Raw genomic sequence first — 15,074 nt, 5'->3', positions numbered from 1 at the left:
GTCAGGCCTCCGTCTGACGCGTGCGGGGGTCGAGCACCGCGTAAGCGATGTCGGCGAGGATGTTGGCCACGAGCACGGCGAGCGTGATGATGAGGAAGAGCCCCTGCATCAGCGGGTAGTCCTTGGCCGTGGTCGCGTCGAGGAGCAGCTTCCCGACACCGGGGTACGAGAACACCATCTCCATCACGATCGTGCCGCCCACGATGAAGCCGATCGAGAGGGCGAAGCTCGACAGCTGCGGGAGCATCGCGTTGCGCGCCGCATAACGCCACAGCACGCGCGCGTTCGGCATCCCCTTCGCCTGCGCGACGGTGATGTAGTCCTCGTCGAGGACCGTCAGCATCATGTTCCGCATGCCGAGGATCCAGCCGCCGAGCGAGGCGATGACGATCGTGAGGACGGGCAGGGTGCCGTGGGCGACGACCTGTCCGATGAAGTCGAGGGTGAACGCGGGCCGCGCGCCCTTGTCGTAAGCGTGCGATGCCGGGAACCAGCCGAGCATCGACGAGAAGACGGCGATCGCGATCAGGCCGAGCCAGAAGTAGGGGACGGTGCTGAAGAAGGTCGAGATCGGCACGATGACGTCGGCTCGGCTTCCCCGGCGCCATCCGATCAGCGCGCCCGTCGCCGTGCCGAGCAGGAACGACACGACGGTCGCGAAGCCGACCAGTCCGAGAGTCCACGGCAGGGCGGATGCGATGACGTCGCCCACGGGAGCGAGCCCGTTCGAGAACGAACGGCCGAGATCGCCGCTGAAGAGCAGGCCCCAGTAGTCGAGGTACTGCTGCCAGACGCTCGTGTCGCGATCGAGCCCGAAGAGGATGCGCAGCGCGCGCTCGGCCTCCGGCGAGATCTGTCCGGCGTTCTTCTGCATGTATGCCGAGACGGGGTCGCCCTTGAGCATGCGGGGCAGGAAGAAGTTGATCGTGATGGCCGCCCAGGCCGTGAACAGGTAGAACGCCGCACGACTGGCGATGAAGCGGACGGGGATCCTCATGCGATGTCTCCGAACGGGCGGGCGGATGCATCCGCGAAGTGCTTCTCGGGGTCGGGCGAGGCGGCGCGCAGGTCACGGGTGTACTCGTGCTGCGGGCGCAGGATGACGTCGTCCGCCGGCCCGTGTTCGACCACCCGGCCGTGGTGGAGCACCATGATCTCGTCGCTGAAATGCCGCGCCGTCGCCAGATCGTGCGTGATGTAGAGAACGCCCAGCCCCTCCTCGCGCTGCAGGTCGGCGAGGAGGTTCAGCACGCCGAGACGGATCGACACGTCGAGCATCGAGACCGGTTCGTCGGCGACGAGCAGCTGCGGCCGCGAGGCGAGGGCCCGAGCGATGGCGACGCGTTGCCGCTGGCCGCCCGACAGCTCATGCGGTCGGCGATCAATCACGGTCGCCGGGTCGAGGCGGACCCGCTCGAGCAGTCGCCGGACCTCGGCGTCGACCTCGCCACGCGGCACCACCCGGTCGAGCTGCAGCGGACGCTCGAGGTGGTAGCGGATGGAGTGGTACGGATTGAGCGATGCGAACGGGTCCTGGAAGACCATGCGCAGCTGCTGGCGGTAGCGCCGCAGGCCGCGCCCGTGCCGGGGAATCGGCACGCCGTCGAGCAGCACCTCCCCGCTCGTGGCCGTCTCGAGCTGTGTCAAGATCTTGGCGATCGTCGACTTGCCGCTGCCCGACTGCCCGACGAGGGCGATGGTCTGTCGGTCGCGGAGGGTGAAGCTCACGTCGTCGAGCGCGAGCATCGGCGCGGCACCGCGCACCCGGTAGCGCTTGCTGACGTTGCGGAACTCGAGGGTGGTCATCGCACCAGCACCCCCCGCTCGCCGGTGAGGCGGGGGAAGGACGACAGCAGCGTCCGGGTGTACTCGTGCTGCGGACGCTCCCACAGTTCTCGCGCGTCCGCCAGCTCGACGATCTCGCCGGAGCGCATCACCGCGATCCTGTCGCTGATCTCCAGGAGGAGCGGGAGGTCGTGCGTGATGAAGATGACGGAGAATCCGAACTCGTGGCGAAGCTGCGAGATCTGCCGCAGGATCTCTCGCTGCACGAGCACGTCGAGCGCCGTCGTGGGCTCGTCCATGACCATCAGCTGTGGGCGCAGCGCGAGGGCCATCGCGATCATGACGCGCTGGCGCATCCCGCCGGACAGCTCGTGCGGGTAGGAGCGCATGCGCTCCTTGCCCACCGCGACGAGCTCGAGCAGGTGCTCGCAGGCGCGACGGCGTTCACGCCGCCCCATGTCGGGCCGGTGCACGAGGAACACGTCGTCGAGCTGCGCCCCGATGGAGGTCACCGGATTGAGCGCGTTCATCGCGCCCTGGAAGACCATGGAGATCTTGTCCCATCGGAATCGGCGCATCTGCTCGACGTCGAGCGCGTTGATGTCGACGTCATCGCCCGACGCGTCGTGGAAGACGACGCTGCCGCCCGTGATGACGGCCGGAGCCCGCAGCAGGCGCTGCAGACCGTAGGCGAGGGTGGTCTTGCCGCAGCCGCTCTCGCCGGCCAGGCCCAGGATCTCACCGCGTCGCAGTTCGAGGGTGACTTCTCTGACCGCCTCGACGGGCGGCTCGACGTCGTACACGACGGAGAAGTCGCGCACGGTCAACAGGGGTTCGGACATCGTCCTTCGCTTTCGTGGCAGGCGAACGGGCAGACGGGTGGGCGCGACGGACGGGGACGCCGCAGCGCCCCCGTCCGTGCGGGATCACTCGGCGGGCTTGAGCTTCGTGAGGATGAGCGGGACCGTCACCTGCGTCGGGTCGGCGGTCGCGTACTGGTCGTCCTCGCTGGGCCAGCCGACATACGAACGCGTGTTGTATTCGCCCAGGTAGGGGTGCGTGCCGACCGGGATGACCGGGACCTCGTCGACGAAGATCTTCTGCACCTCTTCGAGAGCCGCGGTGCGCTCGTCGTCGCTCGCCGCGGTCGCATAGGTGTTGAGGAGCTCGGTGGCGCGCGGGTTCTCGTAGCGACCGAAGTTGAAGTCGACGTCGTCACCGGCGAGCAGCCAACGGCCGTCCATGGTGTCGGAGTAGAGGTCGTACGGCGTGGTGCCGCTGTCGACCCAGTGCATGATGGCGTCGAAGTCGCCCGATCGCTTGTTCGCCCACCAGGTGTCGGCGTCCGGGGTGTTGACCTTGGCGTCGGCGCCGAGCGACTCGGAGACCTGATCCGCGATGAGGCTGATACCCGTGACGTAGTCGTTCCAGCCCTGCGGCACCTCGAGGGTGAACGACACCGGCTCGCCGTCGGGGTCGATCAGCGCGTCGCCGTCCCAGCTGTAGCCGGCGGATTCGAGGATGTCGCGGGCGCCGTCGACGTCCATCGAGAACTCGACCCCCTCGTACTCCGGGGCGATGTACTGCTTGCCCACGGGGGTCGGCAGCCCGGTCACGGAGGTGAGGACCGGGCCCGCGTTCTCGCGGGCGATCTCGGTGTGCGCCTCACGGTCGATGACCATATTGACCGCCTGGCGGAACGCGAGGTCGTCGAACGGCTTCTGCGTGTGGTTGACGAAGAGGACGTCGGGAGCCATGACGTTGGCCGCCCAGAACACGTTGTGCTCCGGATCCTTCTCGACGAAGGCGCTCTGGACGTTCGGGATGAACGCCTGCGCCCAGTCGGCGTCGCCGTTGGCGAGGGCCGTGGTCAGGGCTGTGTTGTCGTTGTAGGAGATGTAGTAAAGGGTCGGCACGGCGAGCTCGCCGCCCCAGTAGTCGTCACGGGCCTGGAGCGTGACCGACTGGCTGCTGAAGCTGTCGAGCGTGTACGGGCCGGTGCCCACCGGCTCCGGGTTCGCGAAGGTCGTCGGGTCGCCGGCGTCCTTCCAGACGTGCTCGGGGACGATCCCGATGTGCAGGACCTGCGCCTGCTTGACGAACTTCGACTCCGCGAAGCTGAGGACGACGTCGTCGCCGTCGACCGCCACGTCGGTGAGCTGCAGATTGCCGGTGTCGAGCGCCGGGGTGTTCCGGATGAGGTCGAACGTGAAGACGATGTCGTCGGCCGTGAAGTCCTCGCCGTCGTTCCAGGTCACTCCAGTGCGCGGAGTGACGCGCAGCTGCGTGTAGTCGTCGTTCCACTCGACCTTCTCGGCGAGCCAGGGGGTGGTCTCGTTGTCGCCGACCAGATTGACCATGGCGAGCGGTTCGAAGATGACGTTCTTGTAGCCGAGCTTGTTGGCCGAGGAGTCACCGACCCACGGGTTGTTCGACTCGGTCGTGATGGCGCCATCGGGCTTGGCGATGGTCAATGCCGCGCCCGCGCCCGAGGCGTCGCCGCCCGAGTCGTTGTCACCGGCGGAACAGCCGGCGAGGACGAGGGCGCCGAGGGCGGCGACGGCGGTGGCCGCCGCGAGGGATCGTCTGAGCTTCATTGCTTCTCCTTGGCACGGTCATTGTGCTTCCCCCGAGCGGACGCCGCTCGGGGGGTGGTTGCTTACTGGTCAGAAAGTAAGCTGTCGAGAGGTTACCGACAAGTAAGTAACCTTGGCAAGCGTGCTTGTCCGAACCGTTACACTCACCGATGAGAGGGGGCCACCGTGACCGATACGGCTGCCAGCGGGTCGCGCGCGCGCCCGTCAACACGCCAGAAGCGCACCGACATCCTCAAGGCCGCGATCGAGATCTTCGGCAACAAGGGCTACACGAACGGCACACTGGCCGACATCGCCGAGCAGGTCGGGATGACGCACGCCGGCGTCCTGCACCACTTCGGGTCGAAGCAGAACCTGCTTCTGGAGGTCATCGCGTACCGCGACGAGGCCGACGTCGAGGAACTCGACGACAAGCACATCCCGGGCGGCGCCGATCTCTTCCTCCACCTCGTCCGCACCGCGTTCGAGAACGCACGGCGGCCCGGCATCGTGCAGGTCTACACCGTGCTCTCGTCCGAGTCGGTGACAGACGGGCACCCGGGCCGCGACTACTTCGAGCACCGCTACACGACGCTCCGCCGCGACGTCGCTGACGCATTCCGGATCATCTGCACCGCCGAGGGAGTGACCGACGATGCGGCGATCGAGCTCGCCGCCGCGAGCATCCTGGGCGTCATGGACGGCCTGCAGCTGCAATGGCTGCTCCTGCCGGGCACGATCGGGCTGGGCGAAGCGAGCGAATTCGCCATCCGCGCCATCGTGAACGCCGTGCTGCACCCGGGTCCCGACCTTCCGCACGCGAGCGACCTCGGCGCGACCTCAGCAGCCTGTTAGGTTTCTCTCGTGCCGACCGACGAGAACGAGCTCCCCCGGAAGCAGCGTGCCCTCAGCCGCCGATCCGTTCTGCTCGGATCCGTCGCCGCCGGTTCGCTCGTGCTCGCCTCCGCGGCGCCCGCCCGCGCCCTGACCTACACGATCAAGACGGCGGCCGAGCATGCCGCCCTCCCCATCGTCTGGGGGTACCCGTTCACCAGCCGCGCGACCCGCGGCTCCGGAGTCGACGGCTACCCCGGCCAGACCTACAGCGGGCACATCGGCGCTGACTATTACGCCACGCCCCGCGTGGGGACGACCATCCTCGCGGTCGCGGACGGCACCGTCTCTGCAGTGGGCGACGACGGCGACGTCAGCCGAGGGGTCTTCGTGGTCGTGCAGCACGCGGCCGGCGTGCGGTCCGAGTATCTGCACATGGAACGCGGCAGTCCTCTCGTCAGCGTCGGCCAGCGGGTCTCGCGCTGGACACCGCTCGGACGCACCGGAAACACGGGCGATGTCCGGCCGCGCACGGTGAGCAACGCACACCTCCACCTCGCGATCTTCTCGGGTCCGCACCGGACCGGCACGGTCTGGAACCCGGCCTGGCTCATCGAGAGCGCGCCGCTCCCGCCCACCTCGGCTTTCGAGCCAACCCCCGTCTACCGGTTCTGGAGCGCCCTCAACGACAAGCACTTCTGGACCGCGGATGCCGCCGAGCGCGACACCGTCGTCGCGCGTTGGCCGCACATCTGGACGCTCGAAGGAACGGCGTACTCGGCCTTCACCACACCGGCGCCGGGAACCGTGCCGTTGTATCGGTTCTGGAACAGGCTGCAAGACGGACACTTCTACACGGCGAACGCGGCCGAACGCGACGATGTCGCCGCCCGACTGACCGACACGTGGAAATACGAGGGCATCGCGTACTACGTCTACCCGTATGACTCGACCGCGTCGGGGACCGTCACCGTGGCTCGGTTCTTGAACCGCCAGAAGGGGCATCACTTCTACACGTCCGATGCCTCGGAGCGGGACACCGTCATCGCACGCTGGCCGCACATCTGGTACTACGAGGGTGACAACTTCCGCGTGCCGACAGTGGGCGGACGGGCATGACGACGAAGGGCACCCCATGACCGACACGAAGCGCAGCCTCCGGACCCTCGCCCCGGCTCTCACCTTGCTCACCACAGTGTCACTGGGCCTCGCGGGCTGTGCCACTCCGAGCGTGGGAGATGCGGCCCCCTCGCCCACCACCACGCCGACGCCCTCTGTCACCACGCCCGCGCCGTCGCCGTCCGACGGACCCACGCCGACCAGCTCCCCCGACCCCGTCGAAACCGAGGGACCCGAACGATCGACCGCGGAACTCCTCGACGCGTGCCTCACGGCCGTCGGAGACGACAACGCCCCGGCGTCGGAGCAGCTGGCACGCTCCGCCATCGCGACCGATCAGGCCCGGTCCGCTCTCCGCCCGGACGGCCTCTGGTACGTCGTCGTCCCGCTCGACGATCCCACTGTCGACGGCGAGGTCGAGTACGCGTGCCTGCTCACGACCGACCTCGCGGTGGATGCGAGCTGGGGCCGCCTCGCCCCCGAGATCGATGACTTCGAGCAGTGGGCGACCGCGACCGAGCCCGCGGAGGGACTGTAGGCAGCCGAGCCGACCGAACCGACGAGAAAGAGCCCGGAGCTGTCGTCTCCGGGCTCTTCGCGCATCGCCGATGGGGTGGAGCGATGTGATCGTGGTCGGGGACCGCGCCGCCTCCGACCGCGAGGTCATGACGACTGCTCGTCCTCTTCCGGCTCGAACGTCGATGCCGTTCCGGTGTGACCTGCGGCCACGCCGTCGGGGTCGCTGGGGATCGTCCCGTCCTGACCGAGGCCATTCGGCTCGCGAGTACCCTCGCTGTCGGTCTCGGTCTCGGTCGAGGCGACATCGACGTCGGGCCCCTGGTGGTTGCTGTCGTCCGTCTGTCGCGACGTGTCTTCATTCATGTCGTTCTCCTTCTCTCTGATGACGGCACACGGCCGTCCGGGCTCAGATGAACGGGGCGAGCGCTCCAGCCGTCAGCGCGAGCGCGCCGGCGACCGCTCCGGAGGCGGTCGCGGTCATGCGCAGGTGGCGGCGGGTGCGCAACTTGCGCGCCCGGTTGCCCGGGGCTTCGGTGGTCAGCAGCGAGTGCTGTGCCTCCTTCAGCGTCGCAAACCGGCCGATCGGCGTCGCCTGACCGTCGAGGGCGATGAAGTGACCGTCGGGTGAGGTGTCGATGGACCCGACGAACTCGCCGTTCGTCGATGCCACATAGAAGCCGGGTGCCACGGTGGACCACGTGATGCTGCGTGCCGTCAGGATGCGTGGCGCATCCTGGTCGCGCTCGAGCAGGCTCATGCTGCGGTCGCGAGTTCGGACGCGGCGACCGGGGCGGCGACGGGCGCGGCGCTCGATGCGATAGGGGCGGGGGCGGCGGCTTCGAAGTCCGAGATGTCGACGACGAGACCCGTCGACGACGTCGCGGCGCGCGCCATCTCGGTCAGCAGGCCGGAGTCCAGCTTCTCCATGTCGGCGCTGTCGAAGACGAAGCGGAGCGGAATAGCGGGCTGCAGCCAGATGGTCGACCGACCCGCGGCGCTGTCGGCGCCGTGCCGCCACGTGAGCGTGAAGCTCTCCGATCGGCGGAGCTTGGTCGCCGTCAGCACCTTGAGGTGCGCGAGCAGACGGTCGGGGATCTCGATCGACTCGGACGCGTTGCCGTAGTACAGCTGGCCCATGGTGGCTCCTCACAGATGCTGGATGACTTGTCCGCAACGCTACTAGGTGGACAAGTATCTCGTCAAGTTAGATATCTGGTAAGGTATAGCTACGAGCAGAACGCGGAGGTGTTCCCATGAGTGGTTTCTTCTACAACAACGATCGCCAGCGTGCGACGAGCGCCCTCGAGGCACTGCGCCTGTATCAGGCCGCTGAGGCCGCTATGCGTCGTCGCACCCGAGAGTCGATGTCGATGGGTGAGAACGAGTTGCTCGTGGTCCGTCAGCTGCTCCGCGCTCAGTCGCGAGGCCTTCAGGTCAAGCCGGGCGACGTCGCCAAGTACCTCGGGATCTCGACGGCAAGCACGACCAGCCTGCTCGACCGGCTCGAGAGTTCCGGCTACCTGCGCCGCGTCCCCCACCCCAGTGATCGTCGCAGCGTCTACCTCGAACCGACGGAACGCGCCGACGAAGAGGTGCGCACGACCCTCTCCGCCATGCACGATCGCATGCATCAGGTCGCCGCCGACACCACGGCCGAGGCGACCGAGGCCGTCATCGACTTCCTCTCGCGCATGCAGGATGCGGTCGACTCCGTCGAGCCCGCTCCGACCCACCAGCGCGGGCGCGACGCGACCTCCGTCGGCTGACGATCAGCCGCGCCGCGGCTGGCAGGCTGGGCACCACCACGTGCGCCGCCGCTCGGGATCTCCGGTGGTCTCCGCGCGGACGAGCACCAGGGTCCCGCACCTCAGGCAGGGCCGGCCGGCTCGGCCGGCCACCCAATGAGAACTCCCCCGCCGGGTGTTGCCCGTCGTCACCTGATACATCGACGGCACCGTGGCCGAGACCCGCAGCGCCCGCGCGGCGCGCGAGACCACGGCCGCGACATCGCACCGGCCGATCGGGTCGAACGGGTGGATGCCGGAGAGGAACGCGAGCTCATTGGCCCACAGGTTCCCCAGACCGGCGATGTTGCGCTGGTCGAGGAGGGCCGCCGCGAAGGGGCGATCGGGCTGCGTGCGCAGGCGGCGCACCGCCTCGTCGGCATCCCAATCGGCTCGCAGCGGGTCGGGGCCCAGATGAGCCAGCACACCGTCGATCTCGCTCGCTCGCACGAGGTCGACGACGGGCATGTCGATCCCCCACAGCGTCGAGCCGTCCTCGAGCTCGGCCCTCACCCGAGCGAGGGAACGCGGCCCGGGTGGGAGAGCGCGACGCGGGCCCGTCACCGTCCACGACCCCTGCATGAGGAGGTGCGTGTGCAGGGCGAAGTCCGGATCGAGCCAGGTGATGAGGTGTTTGCCGTGCGTCTCGAAACCCGCGATCCGCCATCCCGCCAACGACGTCCCCGCGGCCTTCCCCGACCGCAGCTCCCCCGCGACGATCTCACGACCCGCGACCGTGCCGCGCAGACGCGCGGCCAGGCGGAAGACGCTGTCACCCTCGGGCACAGCAGCCCCCGGCGGTATCGAGCGACCCCATGGACCCAGTCTGCCGTCTCGGGCTACCGTGCAGCCCGCCGTCCGTCAACCGTTCGAATCTCGCCGAGGCAGGAGCGAGCATGGCTTCATGACTGAGATCACCGCCCACAAGGGCCTCTTCAATGACATCGAGCTCCACGTCGACGACACGGGCGGCACCGGGCGCCCGGTGGTCCTCATCCACGGCTGGCCGCTCTCGGCCGAGTCGTGGTCGGAGCAGGTCCCCGCCCTCAGCGCAGCCGGCTACCGCGTGGTCGCGTACGACCGCCGCGGCTTCGGTCGCAGCGACAAGCCGCGCTCGGGGTACGACTACAACACGTTCGCCCAGGACCTGGCATCCGTCCTCGAGACCCTGGACCTGCGCGACGTGACGCTCGTCGGTTTCTCGATGGGCGGGGGCGAGGTCGCGCGATACATCGCGAACCACGGACAGGAGCGGCTGCGCAGTGTCGTCTTCGCCGCTGCGGTGCCGCCGTACATGGCCCAGACCGCCGACAACCCCGAGGGTCCCCTGACCCAGGATGCCGCGGACGAGATGGAGAGCGGCCTGAAGGACGACGAGGCCACCTTCTACGACGGCTTCACCACGCAGTTCTTCTCGGTCGACGGCGACCTCAAGGTCACCGAGGAGCAGCGCCAGGAGGCCCTCGCACTCACCCGCCAGGCGGACCACCACGCCGCTCTCAAGGCGATGGAGGCCTTCGGGACGACCGACTTCCGCCGCGACCTCGACGCCGTCACCGTTCCCGCGCTGATCATCCACGGCGACGGCGACGGAACGGTGCCGTTCGAAGGGTCCGGGAAGCGGACGCACGAGCAGCTGGCCGGCAGCGAGCTGGTGCTCATCCCGGACGCCCCGCACGGCCTGAACGTGAGCCACGCGCGCGAGTTCAACGAGGCGCTGCTGGCCTTCCTCGCGAAGTAACCCGCGAGACCGACGAGAGGACCGCCCCACGTCAGGGGCGGTCCTCTCGTGCGTCGGGACGTGGATCAGAGGTCGAGCTTCTCGTTGCGTCCTTCGTAGGTCTCGCCGGTCAACTTCGACTTGATCAGCCCGACAGCCGTGGCGATCCGACCACCCGCGCTGCTCCAGTACTCACCCGAGACCGCGTCGATGCGCAGCAGCGTGATGCGCGGGTCGTCAGGGCCGTCGGGGAACCACGCCTCGAGCGTGCTCGACCAGTAGTGATCGAGCCTTGCCCGATCGTCGACCACCGCCGCCTCGCCCGCCAGCGACACCCACGCGTCATCCTTGCTGAGCGCGACGCCGACGGCGGGTCGGGACGCGACGTGCGAGGCCACGGACGAGCCGCGGTCGATGACGAACCACAGGTCGCCGTCGAACTCCGCCTCCTGCACGGTCAACGGGCGTGCGGTCAGCTTGCCGGTCTCGTCGGTGGTCGTGACCATCGCGAACCGGAACTCCGGCAGCAGTTCCGCCAGGATGGTCCGGGGGTCTTCGTTGTCGCTCATCGTCTCTCCTTCGGTGCGGCAGATCCGTCGTCGGTCGGTCCGGGCGTCGGTCGCTCCAGGCTCGCACCGCCGGTCGTCGCCCGTCGCGGTCTTGACACCGGCGACGGAGGCGCCGACGGGACGATGCGTCAGCCGCCCGACGGGTTGTCGAGCGGCTGACCGTCCGAGTCGGTCGTCGTGTCGACGTCATCTCCCTCGTCGTTGCCGCCCGCGTCCGCTTCGGGCCCGGGCTCATCCGGTGCCGCGCTCGGCGCACCCGGGAAGGCCGATGCCCCGCCCGTCGCCGTCCCGGTCTCGACGTCGCCGCCGGAGACCTCGTCGCCGGCCGAGCTCGCCGCGTCGGCGTGCGTCTCTCGGAAATCGCTCATCTGTCGTCCTCTCGTCGCGTGCGTGTGCCGACGGTACGTCCGCCGCACCCCGCCGCCGAGGGGATTGACAGCGTCGGGACGGAATCATCCCCGGGGCGGACGGCCGTGCGACTCGCGACCGACGCGTCCGCGCGGAATGATTCCTATCGTCGGAGTGTGACCACCGCACCCCTATCCCCGACGCACCGCATCCGTCTCGCCGCCGATCGTTCCCGGGCCGTTCTCGGGGCGATCCTCGGCAACATCGTCATCCTGGGTATCGTCGCCGTCGCCGCCCTCGTCGTACCGGTCGCCGCCTTCCTCGCCTTCGCGCCCGCGCTCCTCGCGCGGCTGTGAGGCGCCGCCCGGCGCCCGGCGAGCGGCCGGAACGAGCTTCAGTCCGACGACGGCGACGATGATCCCGGCGATGAAGACGCCCTTGCCGACGGAGAACGGCTCGGCCCCGGTCGCCATCGCCCACGTCACCGTGAGCGCCGCACCCACCCCGACCCACACCGCGTAGGCGGTCCCGATCGGGATCTGCTTCATCGCACGGCCGAGGCCGAGCATGCTCACCAGCAGTCCGGCGACGAAGACGATCGTCGGCAGCGGCGAGCGTAGGCCGTCCGACAGACCGAGCGCCGTCGCCCACACCGCTTCGCACACGGCGCTCGCGAGCAGGATGATCCATGCCATCTCAGCTCACCGCCTTGAGCCCGATGACACTCGCCACCAGCAGCAGGAGCAGGAGGATGCGGGCGGTCGATGCCCGCTCGCGACCCGTCGCCATCGCCCAGACCACGGTGAGCGTCGCGCCGACGCCCACCCAGACGGCGTACGCCGTTCCGGTGGGGAGCTCGATCATCGCGAAGGCGAGGCCGGCCATGCTCCCGGCGAGCGCGACGACGAACAGGGTCGCGGGTCGGTTCCTCCGGAAGCCCTCGGAGGCCGCGAGCGCCGAGGCCCACACCGCCTCGAGAACACCGGATGCGATCAGGATCACCCATGCCATGACAGACCTGTCCGAGTCAGTCTTGTCTGGTGCGGGTACTGCTCCCTCGTCCGCGGGCCCGCCGTCGGACCCCGTCCATCACGCTAGCGCGGCGGCCTGGGCACGCCCTGTGCAGCCGACCCCCCCGGGCCGCGTGACCGGTGGGAACCACGCCGCCGGTCACGGCGCCGGAACGAGGAAGATCGCGTCGAGGAGGCCTGGGTTGTGAGCGTGCACCAGCACGCCGAAGACGACGGCGTCGAAGAGCAGATGCACGGTGACGACATAGGCGAGCGAACGCGTGCGCAGGAAGATGTACCCCTGCAGGAGGGCGAACGGGATGGTGAGCGCCGGCCCCCACGAGCGGTAGCCCAGCTCCCACAGGAACGACACGAACACGATGGCCTGCAACACGTTCGCCGATACGTCGGCGAAGTGACGACGGAGGAGGGCGAAGCACGTACAGATGAAGAAGAGCTCGTCCCAGATGCCGACCGCGCCCACCCCGACGAAGAGCCTCGCGATGAGATCGGGCGTGTCGACGACCGGCCAGTTGGTGTAGACGCCCGAGGTGATGAAGTAGAAGGGCAGGATGAGCCAGCCGAGTATGAGGACGGCGGCGAGCCAGACCCACTGGAACGTGCTCCAGCGACCCCCTCCTCGCCAAGGGAACCGGATGGCGTGGTCGCGGTAGATGAATCGCGAGACGAGATAGGGCAGCAGCACGGCGCCGCCGAGCGCCAGGGTGAAGCGCACCATCGCGAGGTTGTCGAGCTCAGCCTTGAGATCGATCAGGCTGACCACCACGAGGCCCAGCGCGATGAGCGACAGATCGCGGAGGAGCGATGGTCGCTCGGGCTCACCGACCCGCCACCGGTCGACGCCCAGCGCGGTCACGAGGCCCGCGATGAGGAGGCCCCAGCCGAGCCAGGGCAGGAGGAGCACGAAGAACGCCGGGGCGGCCAGGCACACCAGCAGGGCCGGCACCGTGCTCGCCGACACGACAGGGCGGGGGGCAAGACCGGGATGCGTCCTCATGCGCCGGCGGCCCGGTCAGACCGCGTCGACACGGCGGTAGGCGAGATCGCGGATGTCGCGTCCCTTGGCGATGCCCTTGCGCTCGAACGCCGTCATCACGCGGCCCTCGAATCGCGGGGCCCAGTCGCCCTCGAAGTCCGGCTCGAATCCGGCGGCATCCCCCATCACTTCGCGCATCTGCCGCGCGTAGTCCTCCCAGTCGGTCGCGAGGCGGAGCACGCCGCCCGGCTTGAGCACGCGCGCTGCGAGCGGGGTGAAGTCCGGCGAGATGAGCCGTCGTTTGGTGTGGCGGGTCTTGTGCCACGGGTCCGAGAAGAAGATCCACAGCTCGTCGACCGATGCGGCCGGCAGCAGGTGCTCGAGCACTTCGGGAGCATTGGCCTCGATCAGGCGCAGGTTGCGCGCACCAGCGCGGTCGGCATCGAGCATGGTGCGGGCGAGTCCCGCACGGAAGACCTCGACCGCGACGAAGTCGGTCTGGGGCGCGGCCTGCGCAGCCGCGACGATCGCGTGGCCCTGACCCGACCCGATCTCAACGACGAGCGGAGCGGTGCGACCGAAGAGCGCGGCGGGCTGCACCTCCGACCCGGGCCGGACGCTGAGGAGCGCCTGGTCGCGTTCGACGGGGACGGCGTAGAACGACCCGAGTTCGTTCCAGGCGCGCTCCTGCCCGTCGCTCATCCGGCCGCTGCGGCGGGCGAACGACACCGGCCGCTCGCGATAGCGGGGCTCGTCGCCGGTCTCGGGCGTATCGGTCTCGGGCATGTGTCCAGGCTACCGAGCCGTCCCGGTTGCGCTGATCCGATCGGCGGCCGGCGCTCAGACCGTGACGAAATCGATCAGCTCCTCGACCCGACCGAGCAGCGAGGGGTCGAGATCGCGGTAGGTGCGCACCGATCCGAGGATGCGCTGCCAGGCGTGGGCGATGTCGGCCTGGTCCTCCGCCGGCCAGCCGAGCGCGCGGCAGACGCCCGTCTTCCAGTCGATGCCGCGCGGCACGACCGGCCACGCGCGGATGCCGACGGCCTCGGGACGCACGCACTGCCACACGTCGATGTGCGGATGGCCGACGATCTTGAGGTGTGCGCCGTGCGGTCCGCGGAGGATCTGCTCGGCGATGCGGGTCTCCTTCGACCCCGCGACGAGGTGGTCGACGAGGACGCCGTAGCGACGCTCGGCCGAGGGCGGCTCGTCGCGCAGGAGGTCGTCGAGCAGGTCGATGCCCTGCAGGTATTCCACGACCACGCCTTCGACGCGCAGGTCGCTCCCCCACACCTTCTCGACGAGCTCGGCGTCGTGCCGGCCTTCCACGAGGATGCGCGAAGCGCGGGCCACACGCGCGCGCTGCTGCGGGGCGACGAACGATCCGGATGCCGTCCGCAGCCGGCCCGCGGCCTGCTTGGCCCGCGGCGCGACGAGCCTGACCGGCTCGCCGTCGACGAGGAAGCCGCCGCCGAGTGGGAAGATCCGCACCTTGCCGATCCGGTCCTCGAGCTCGACGTTGCCGCCCCGCACCGCGATCACGGCCCCGCAGTATCCGTCGGCCGCGACCTCGACCACGAGGTCGGAGTCGGCGGGTACCTCCGGCACGACCTTCCGCCCCGCGTCGCGCCATCCGGCGGCGAGCACATCGGTGCCGTACCTGTCGTCCATCGCAGCCTCCCGCCTCGTGACCCTCCGGCCGCCGGTCAGCGTAACCGTCGCAGCGCACCCCGCCGGGTATCCGCGCCGCGATTCCGCTGCGCGCTGATTCCCAGTCCCCGCATAGGCTCGGACTCGAGGCCCTCAATAG

20 protein-coding genes and 1 riboswitch are annotated in these 15,074 nt (G+C 69.2%); of the genes, 5 read left to right on the top strand and 15 right to left on the bottom strand.

Annotated elements, in window-relative coordinates; all coding sequences use genetic code 11:
* Position 1: 1 nt before the first annotated feature.
* The 4 genes from BLT21_RS12990 to BLT21_RS12975 form a co-directional block, all read right to left on the bottom strand.
* A complete protein-coding gene (locus BLT21_RS12990) occupies positions 2-997 on the bottom strand; it encodes an ABC transporter permease (RefSeq protein WP_091502818.1) in 996 nt (331 codons plus the stop codon).
* A complete protein-coding gene (locus tag BLT21_RS12985) occupies positions 994-1,806 on the bottom strand; it encodes an ABC transporter ATP-binding protein (RefSeq protein ID WP_091502817.1) in 813 nt (270 codons plus the stop codon). The genes BLT21_RS12990 and BLT21_RS12985 overlap by 4 nt, the downstream gene beginning before the upstream one ends.
* Positions 1,803-2,627 carry an ABC transporter ATP-binding protein gene (locus tag BLT21_RS12980; protein ID WP_091502815.1) on the bottom strand — a complete coding sequence of 275 codons (825 nt, stop codon included), beginning with the start codon at positions 2,625-2,627 and terminating at the stop codon, positions 1,803-1,805. Before BLT21_RS12980 ends, BLT21_RS12985 begins: the two co-directional genes overlap by 4 nt.
* An 84-nt stretch (positions 2,628-2,711) precedes the next feature.
* Positions 2,712-4,382: an ABC transporter substrate-binding protein gene (locus tag BLT21_RS12975; protein ID WP_091502814.1), complete on the bottom strand. Its 1,671-nt coding sequence runs from the start codon at positions 4,380-4,382 to the stop codon at positions 2,712-2,714.
* Positions 4,383-4,547: 165 nt separating this feature from the next.
* On the opposite strand from BLT21_RS12975, the gene BLT21_RS12970 reads away from it, so the two are divergent.
* From BLT21_RS12970 to BLT21_RS12960, 3 genes are read left to right on the top strand one after another with little or no spacing between them, the layout of a single operon-like run.
* Positions 4,548-5,216 carry a TetR/AcrR family transcriptional regulator gene (locus BLT21_RS12970; protein ID WP_091502812.1) on the top strand — a complete coding sequence of 223 codons (669 nt, stop codon included), beginning with the start codon at positions 4,548-4,550 and terminating at the stop codon, positions 5,214-5,216.
* A 9-nt stretch (positions 5,217-5,225) separates the two neighbouring features.
* Positions 5,226-6,314 (top strand): peptidoglycan DD-metalloendopeptidase family protein, encoded by a 1,089-nt coding sequence (locus BLT21_RS12965; protein ID WP_091502811.1) that lies wholly within the window; start codon positions 5,226-5,228, stop codon positions 6,312-6,314.
* Between the two features lie 16 nt (positions 6,315-6,330).
* Complete coding sequence (locus tag BLT21_RS12960; protein ID WP_091502810.1) at positions 6,331-6,852, top strand: hypothetical protein; 522 nt, start codon at positions 6,331-6,333, stop codon at positions 6,850-6,852.
* Between the two features lie 125 nt (positions 6,853-6,977).
* On the opposite strand, the gene BLT21_RS12955 is transcribed toward BLT21_RS12960, so the two are convergent.
* The 3 genes from BLT21_RS12955 to BLT21_RS12945 are packed head-to-tail and all read right to left on the bottom strand — an operon-like array spanning position 6,978 to position 7,970.
* A complete protein-coding gene (locus BLT21_RS12955) occupies positions 6,978-7,196 on the bottom strand; it encodes a hypothetical protein (RefSeq protein ID WP_091502808.1) in 219 nt (72 codons plus the stop codon).
* Positions 7,197-7,239: 43 nt separating this feature from the next.
* Positions 7,240-7,590, bottom strand: coding sequence for a hypothetical protein (locus BLT21_RS12950; RefSeq protein ID WP_091502807.1), 351 nt, complete (start codon positions 7,588-7,590; stop codon positions 7,240-7,242).
* Positions 7,587-7,970: a DUF7882 family protein gene (locus tag BLT21_RS12945; protein WP_256336070.1), complete on the bottom strand. Its 384-nt coding sequence runs from the start codon at positions 7,968-7,970 to the stop codon at positions 7,587-7,589. The genes BLT21_RS12950 and BLT21_RS12945 overlap by 4 nt, the downstream gene beginning before the upstream one ends.
* Before the next feature lie 116 nt (positions 7,971-8,086).
* On the opposite strand from BLT21_RS12945, the gene BLT21_RS12940 reads away from it, so the two are divergent.
* Positions 8,087-8,599, top strand: a complete 513-nt coding sequence (locus BLT21_RS12940; RefSeq protein ID WP_091502805.1) for a MarR family winged helix-turn-helix transcriptional regulator — start codon at positions 8,087-8,089, stop codon at positions 8,597-8,599.
* 3 nt (positions 8,600-8,602) lie between these two features.
* Here the strand turns inward: BLT21_RS12940 and BLT21_RS12935 are convergent, their stop codons facing one another.
* Entirely contained in the window at positions 8,603-9,403 is an 801-nt protein-coding gene (locus BLT21_RS12935) for a DNA-formamidopyrimidine glycosylase family protein (RefSeq protein ID WP_091502804.1), read from the bottom strand.
* A gap of 118 nt (positions 9,404-9,521) precedes the next feature.
* Here BLT21_RS12935 and BLT21_RS12930 point away from each other — a divergent pair, with 118 nt between their 5' ends.
* Positions 9,522-10,358, top strand: a complete 837-nt coding sequence (locus BLT21_RS12930; protein WP_091502803.1) for an alpha/beta fold hydrolase — start codon at positions 9,522-9,524, stop codon at positions 10,356-10,358.
* Between the two features lie 65 nt (positions 10,359-10,423).
* Here the strand turns inward: BLT21_RS12930 and BLT21_RS12925 are convergent, their stop codons facing one another.
* The 7 genes from BLT21_RS12925 to BLT21_RS12895 all read right to left on the bottom strand — a co-directional run bounded on the left by BLT21_RS12925 (position 10,424) and on the right by BLT21_RS12895 (position 14,935).
* Positions 10,424-10,906 (bottom strand): pyridoxamine 5'-phosphate oxidase family protein, encoded by a 483-nt coding sequence (locus tag BLT21_RS12925; RefSeq protein ID WP_091502801.1) that lies wholly within the window; start codon positions 10,904-10,906, stop codon positions 10,424-10,426.
* Positions 10,907-11,034: 128 nt separating this feature from the next.
* Positions 11,035-11,274 (bottom strand): hypothetical protein, encoded by a 240-nt coding sequence (locus BLT21_RS15555; RefSeq protein ID WP_143024992.1) that lies wholly within the window; start codon positions 11,272-11,274, stop codon positions 11,035-11,037.
* A gap of 171 nt (positions 11,275-11,445) precedes the next feature.
* Positions 11,446-11,949: a DMT family transporter gene (locus tag BLT21_RS15945; RefSeq protein ID WP_091502798.1), complete on the bottom strand. Its 504-nt coding sequence runs from the start codon at positions 11,947-11,949 to the stop codon at positions 11,446-11,448.
* Between the two features lies 1 nt (position 11,950).
* On the bottom strand, positions 11,951-12,265 hold the full coding sequence (locus tag BLT21_RS12910; protein WP_091502797.1) for a DMT family transporter: 315 nt from the start codon (positions 12,263-12,265) through the stop codon (positions 11,951-11,953).
* Between the two features lie 10 nt (positions 12,266-12,275).
* Positions 12,276-12,340, bottom strand: a riboswitch (guanidine-III (ykkC-III) riboswitch).
* A gap of 84 nt (positions 12,341-12,424) precedes the next feature.
* Positions 12,425-13,282 (bottom strand): CPBP family intramembrane glutamic endopeptidase, encoded by an 858-nt coding sequence (locus BLT21_RS12905; RefSeq protein WP_091502795.1) that lies wholly within the window; start codon positions 13,280-13,282, stop codon positions 12,425-12,427.
* A 15-nt stretch (positions 13,283-13,297) separates the two neighbouring features.
* Positions 13,298-14,047 carry a tRNA (guanosine(46)-N7)-methyltransferase TrmB gene (gene trmB / locus BLT21_RS12900; protein ID WP_091502794.1) on the bottom strand — a complete coding sequence of 250 codons (750 nt, stop codon included), beginning with the start codon at positions 14,045-14,047 and terminating at the stop codon, positions 13,298-13,300.
* A gap of 54 nt (positions 14,048-14,101) precedes the next feature.
* Positions 14,102-14,935, bottom strand: a complete 834-nt coding sequence (locus BLT21_RS12895; protein ID WP_091502792.1) for a DUF3097 domain-containing protein — start codon at positions 14,933-14,935, stop codon at positions 14,102-14,104.
* Positions 14,936-15,074: the final 139 nt, after the last annotated feature.

The organism is Microbacterium sp. cf332, assembly GCF_900102175.1.
GTDB lineage: Bacteria > Actinomycetota > Actinomycetes > Actinomycetales > Microbacteriaceae > Microbacterium.
Note: the sequence above shows the minus strand (reverse complement) of the source record. Positions and strands in the feature narration are given on the sequence as shown.

Excerpts from the sequence above, each read along its gene's own strand:
- BLT21_RS12990 (WP_091502818.1), bottom strand. The coding sequence starts at position 997 with ATGAGGATCCCCGTCCGCTTCATCGCCAGTCGTGCGGCGTTCTACCTG.
- BLT21_RS12985 (WP_091502817.1), bottom strand. The coding sequence starts at position 1,806 with ATGACCACCCTCGAGTTCCGCAACGTCAGCAAGCGCTACCGGGTGCGC.
- BLT21_RS12980 (WP_091502815.1), bottom strand. The coding sequence starts at position 2,627 with ATGTCCGAACCCCTGTTGACCGTGCGCGACTTCTCCGTCGTGTACGAC.
- BLT21_RS12975 (WP_091502814.1), bottom strand. The coding sequence starts at position 4,382 with ATGAAGCTCAGACGATCCCTCGCGGCGGCCACCGCCGTCGCCGCCCTC.
- BLT21_RS12960 (WP_091502810.1), top strand. The coding sequence starts at position 6,331 with ATGACCGACACGAAGCGCAGCCTCCGGACCCTCGCCCCGGCTCTCACC.
- BLT21_RS12955 (WP_091502808.1), bottom strand. The coding sequence starts at position 7,196 with ATGAATGAAGACACGTCGCGACAGACGGACGACAGCAACCACCAGGGG.
- BLT21_RS12950 (WP_091502807.1), bottom strand. The coding sequence starts at position 7,590 with ATGAGCCTGCTCGAGCGCGACCAGGATGCGCCACGCATCCTGACGGCA.
- BLT21_RS12945 (WP_256336070.1), bottom strand. The coding sequence starts at position 7,970 with ATGGGCCAGCTGTACTACGGCAACGCGTCCGAGTCGATCGAGATCCCC.
- BLT21_RS12940 (WP_091502805.1), top strand. The coding sequence starts at position 8,087 with ATGAGTGGTTTCTTCTACAACAACGATCGCCAGCGTGCGACGAGCGCC.
- BLT21_RS12930 (WP_091502803.1), top strand. The coding sequence starts at position 9,522 with ATGACTGAGATCACCGCCCACAAGGGCCTCTTCAATGACATCGAGCTC.
- BLT21_RS12925 (WP_091502801.1), bottom strand. The coding sequence starts at position 10,906 with ATGAGCGACAACGAAGACCCCCGGACCATCCTGGCGGAACTGCTGCCG.
- BLT21_RS15555 (WP_143024992.1), bottom strand. The coding sequence starts at position 11,274 with ATGAGCGATTTCCGAGAGACGCACGCCGACGCGGCGAGCTCGGCCGGC.
- BLT21_RS15945 (WP_091502798.1), bottom strand. The coding sequence starts at position 11,949 with ATGGCATGGATCATCCTGCTCGCGAGCGCCGTGTGCGAAGCGGTGTGG.
- BLT21_RS12910 (WP_091502797.1), bottom strand. The coding sequence starts at position 12,265 with ATGGCATGGGTGATCCTGATCGCATCCGGTGTTCTCGAGGCGGTGTGG.
- BLT21_RS12905 (WP_091502795.1), bottom strand. The coding sequence starts at position 13,282 with ATGAGGACGCATCCCGGTCTTGCCCCCCGCCCTGTCGTGTCGGCGAGC.
- trmB (WP_091502794.1), bottom strand. The coding sequence starts at position 14,047 with ATGCCCGAGACCGATACGCCCGAGACCGGCGACGAGCCCCGCTATCGC.
- BLT21_RS12895 (WP_091502792.1), bottom strand. The coding sequence starts at position 14,935 with ATGGACGACAGGTACGGCACCGATGTGCTCGCCGCCGGATGGCGCGAC.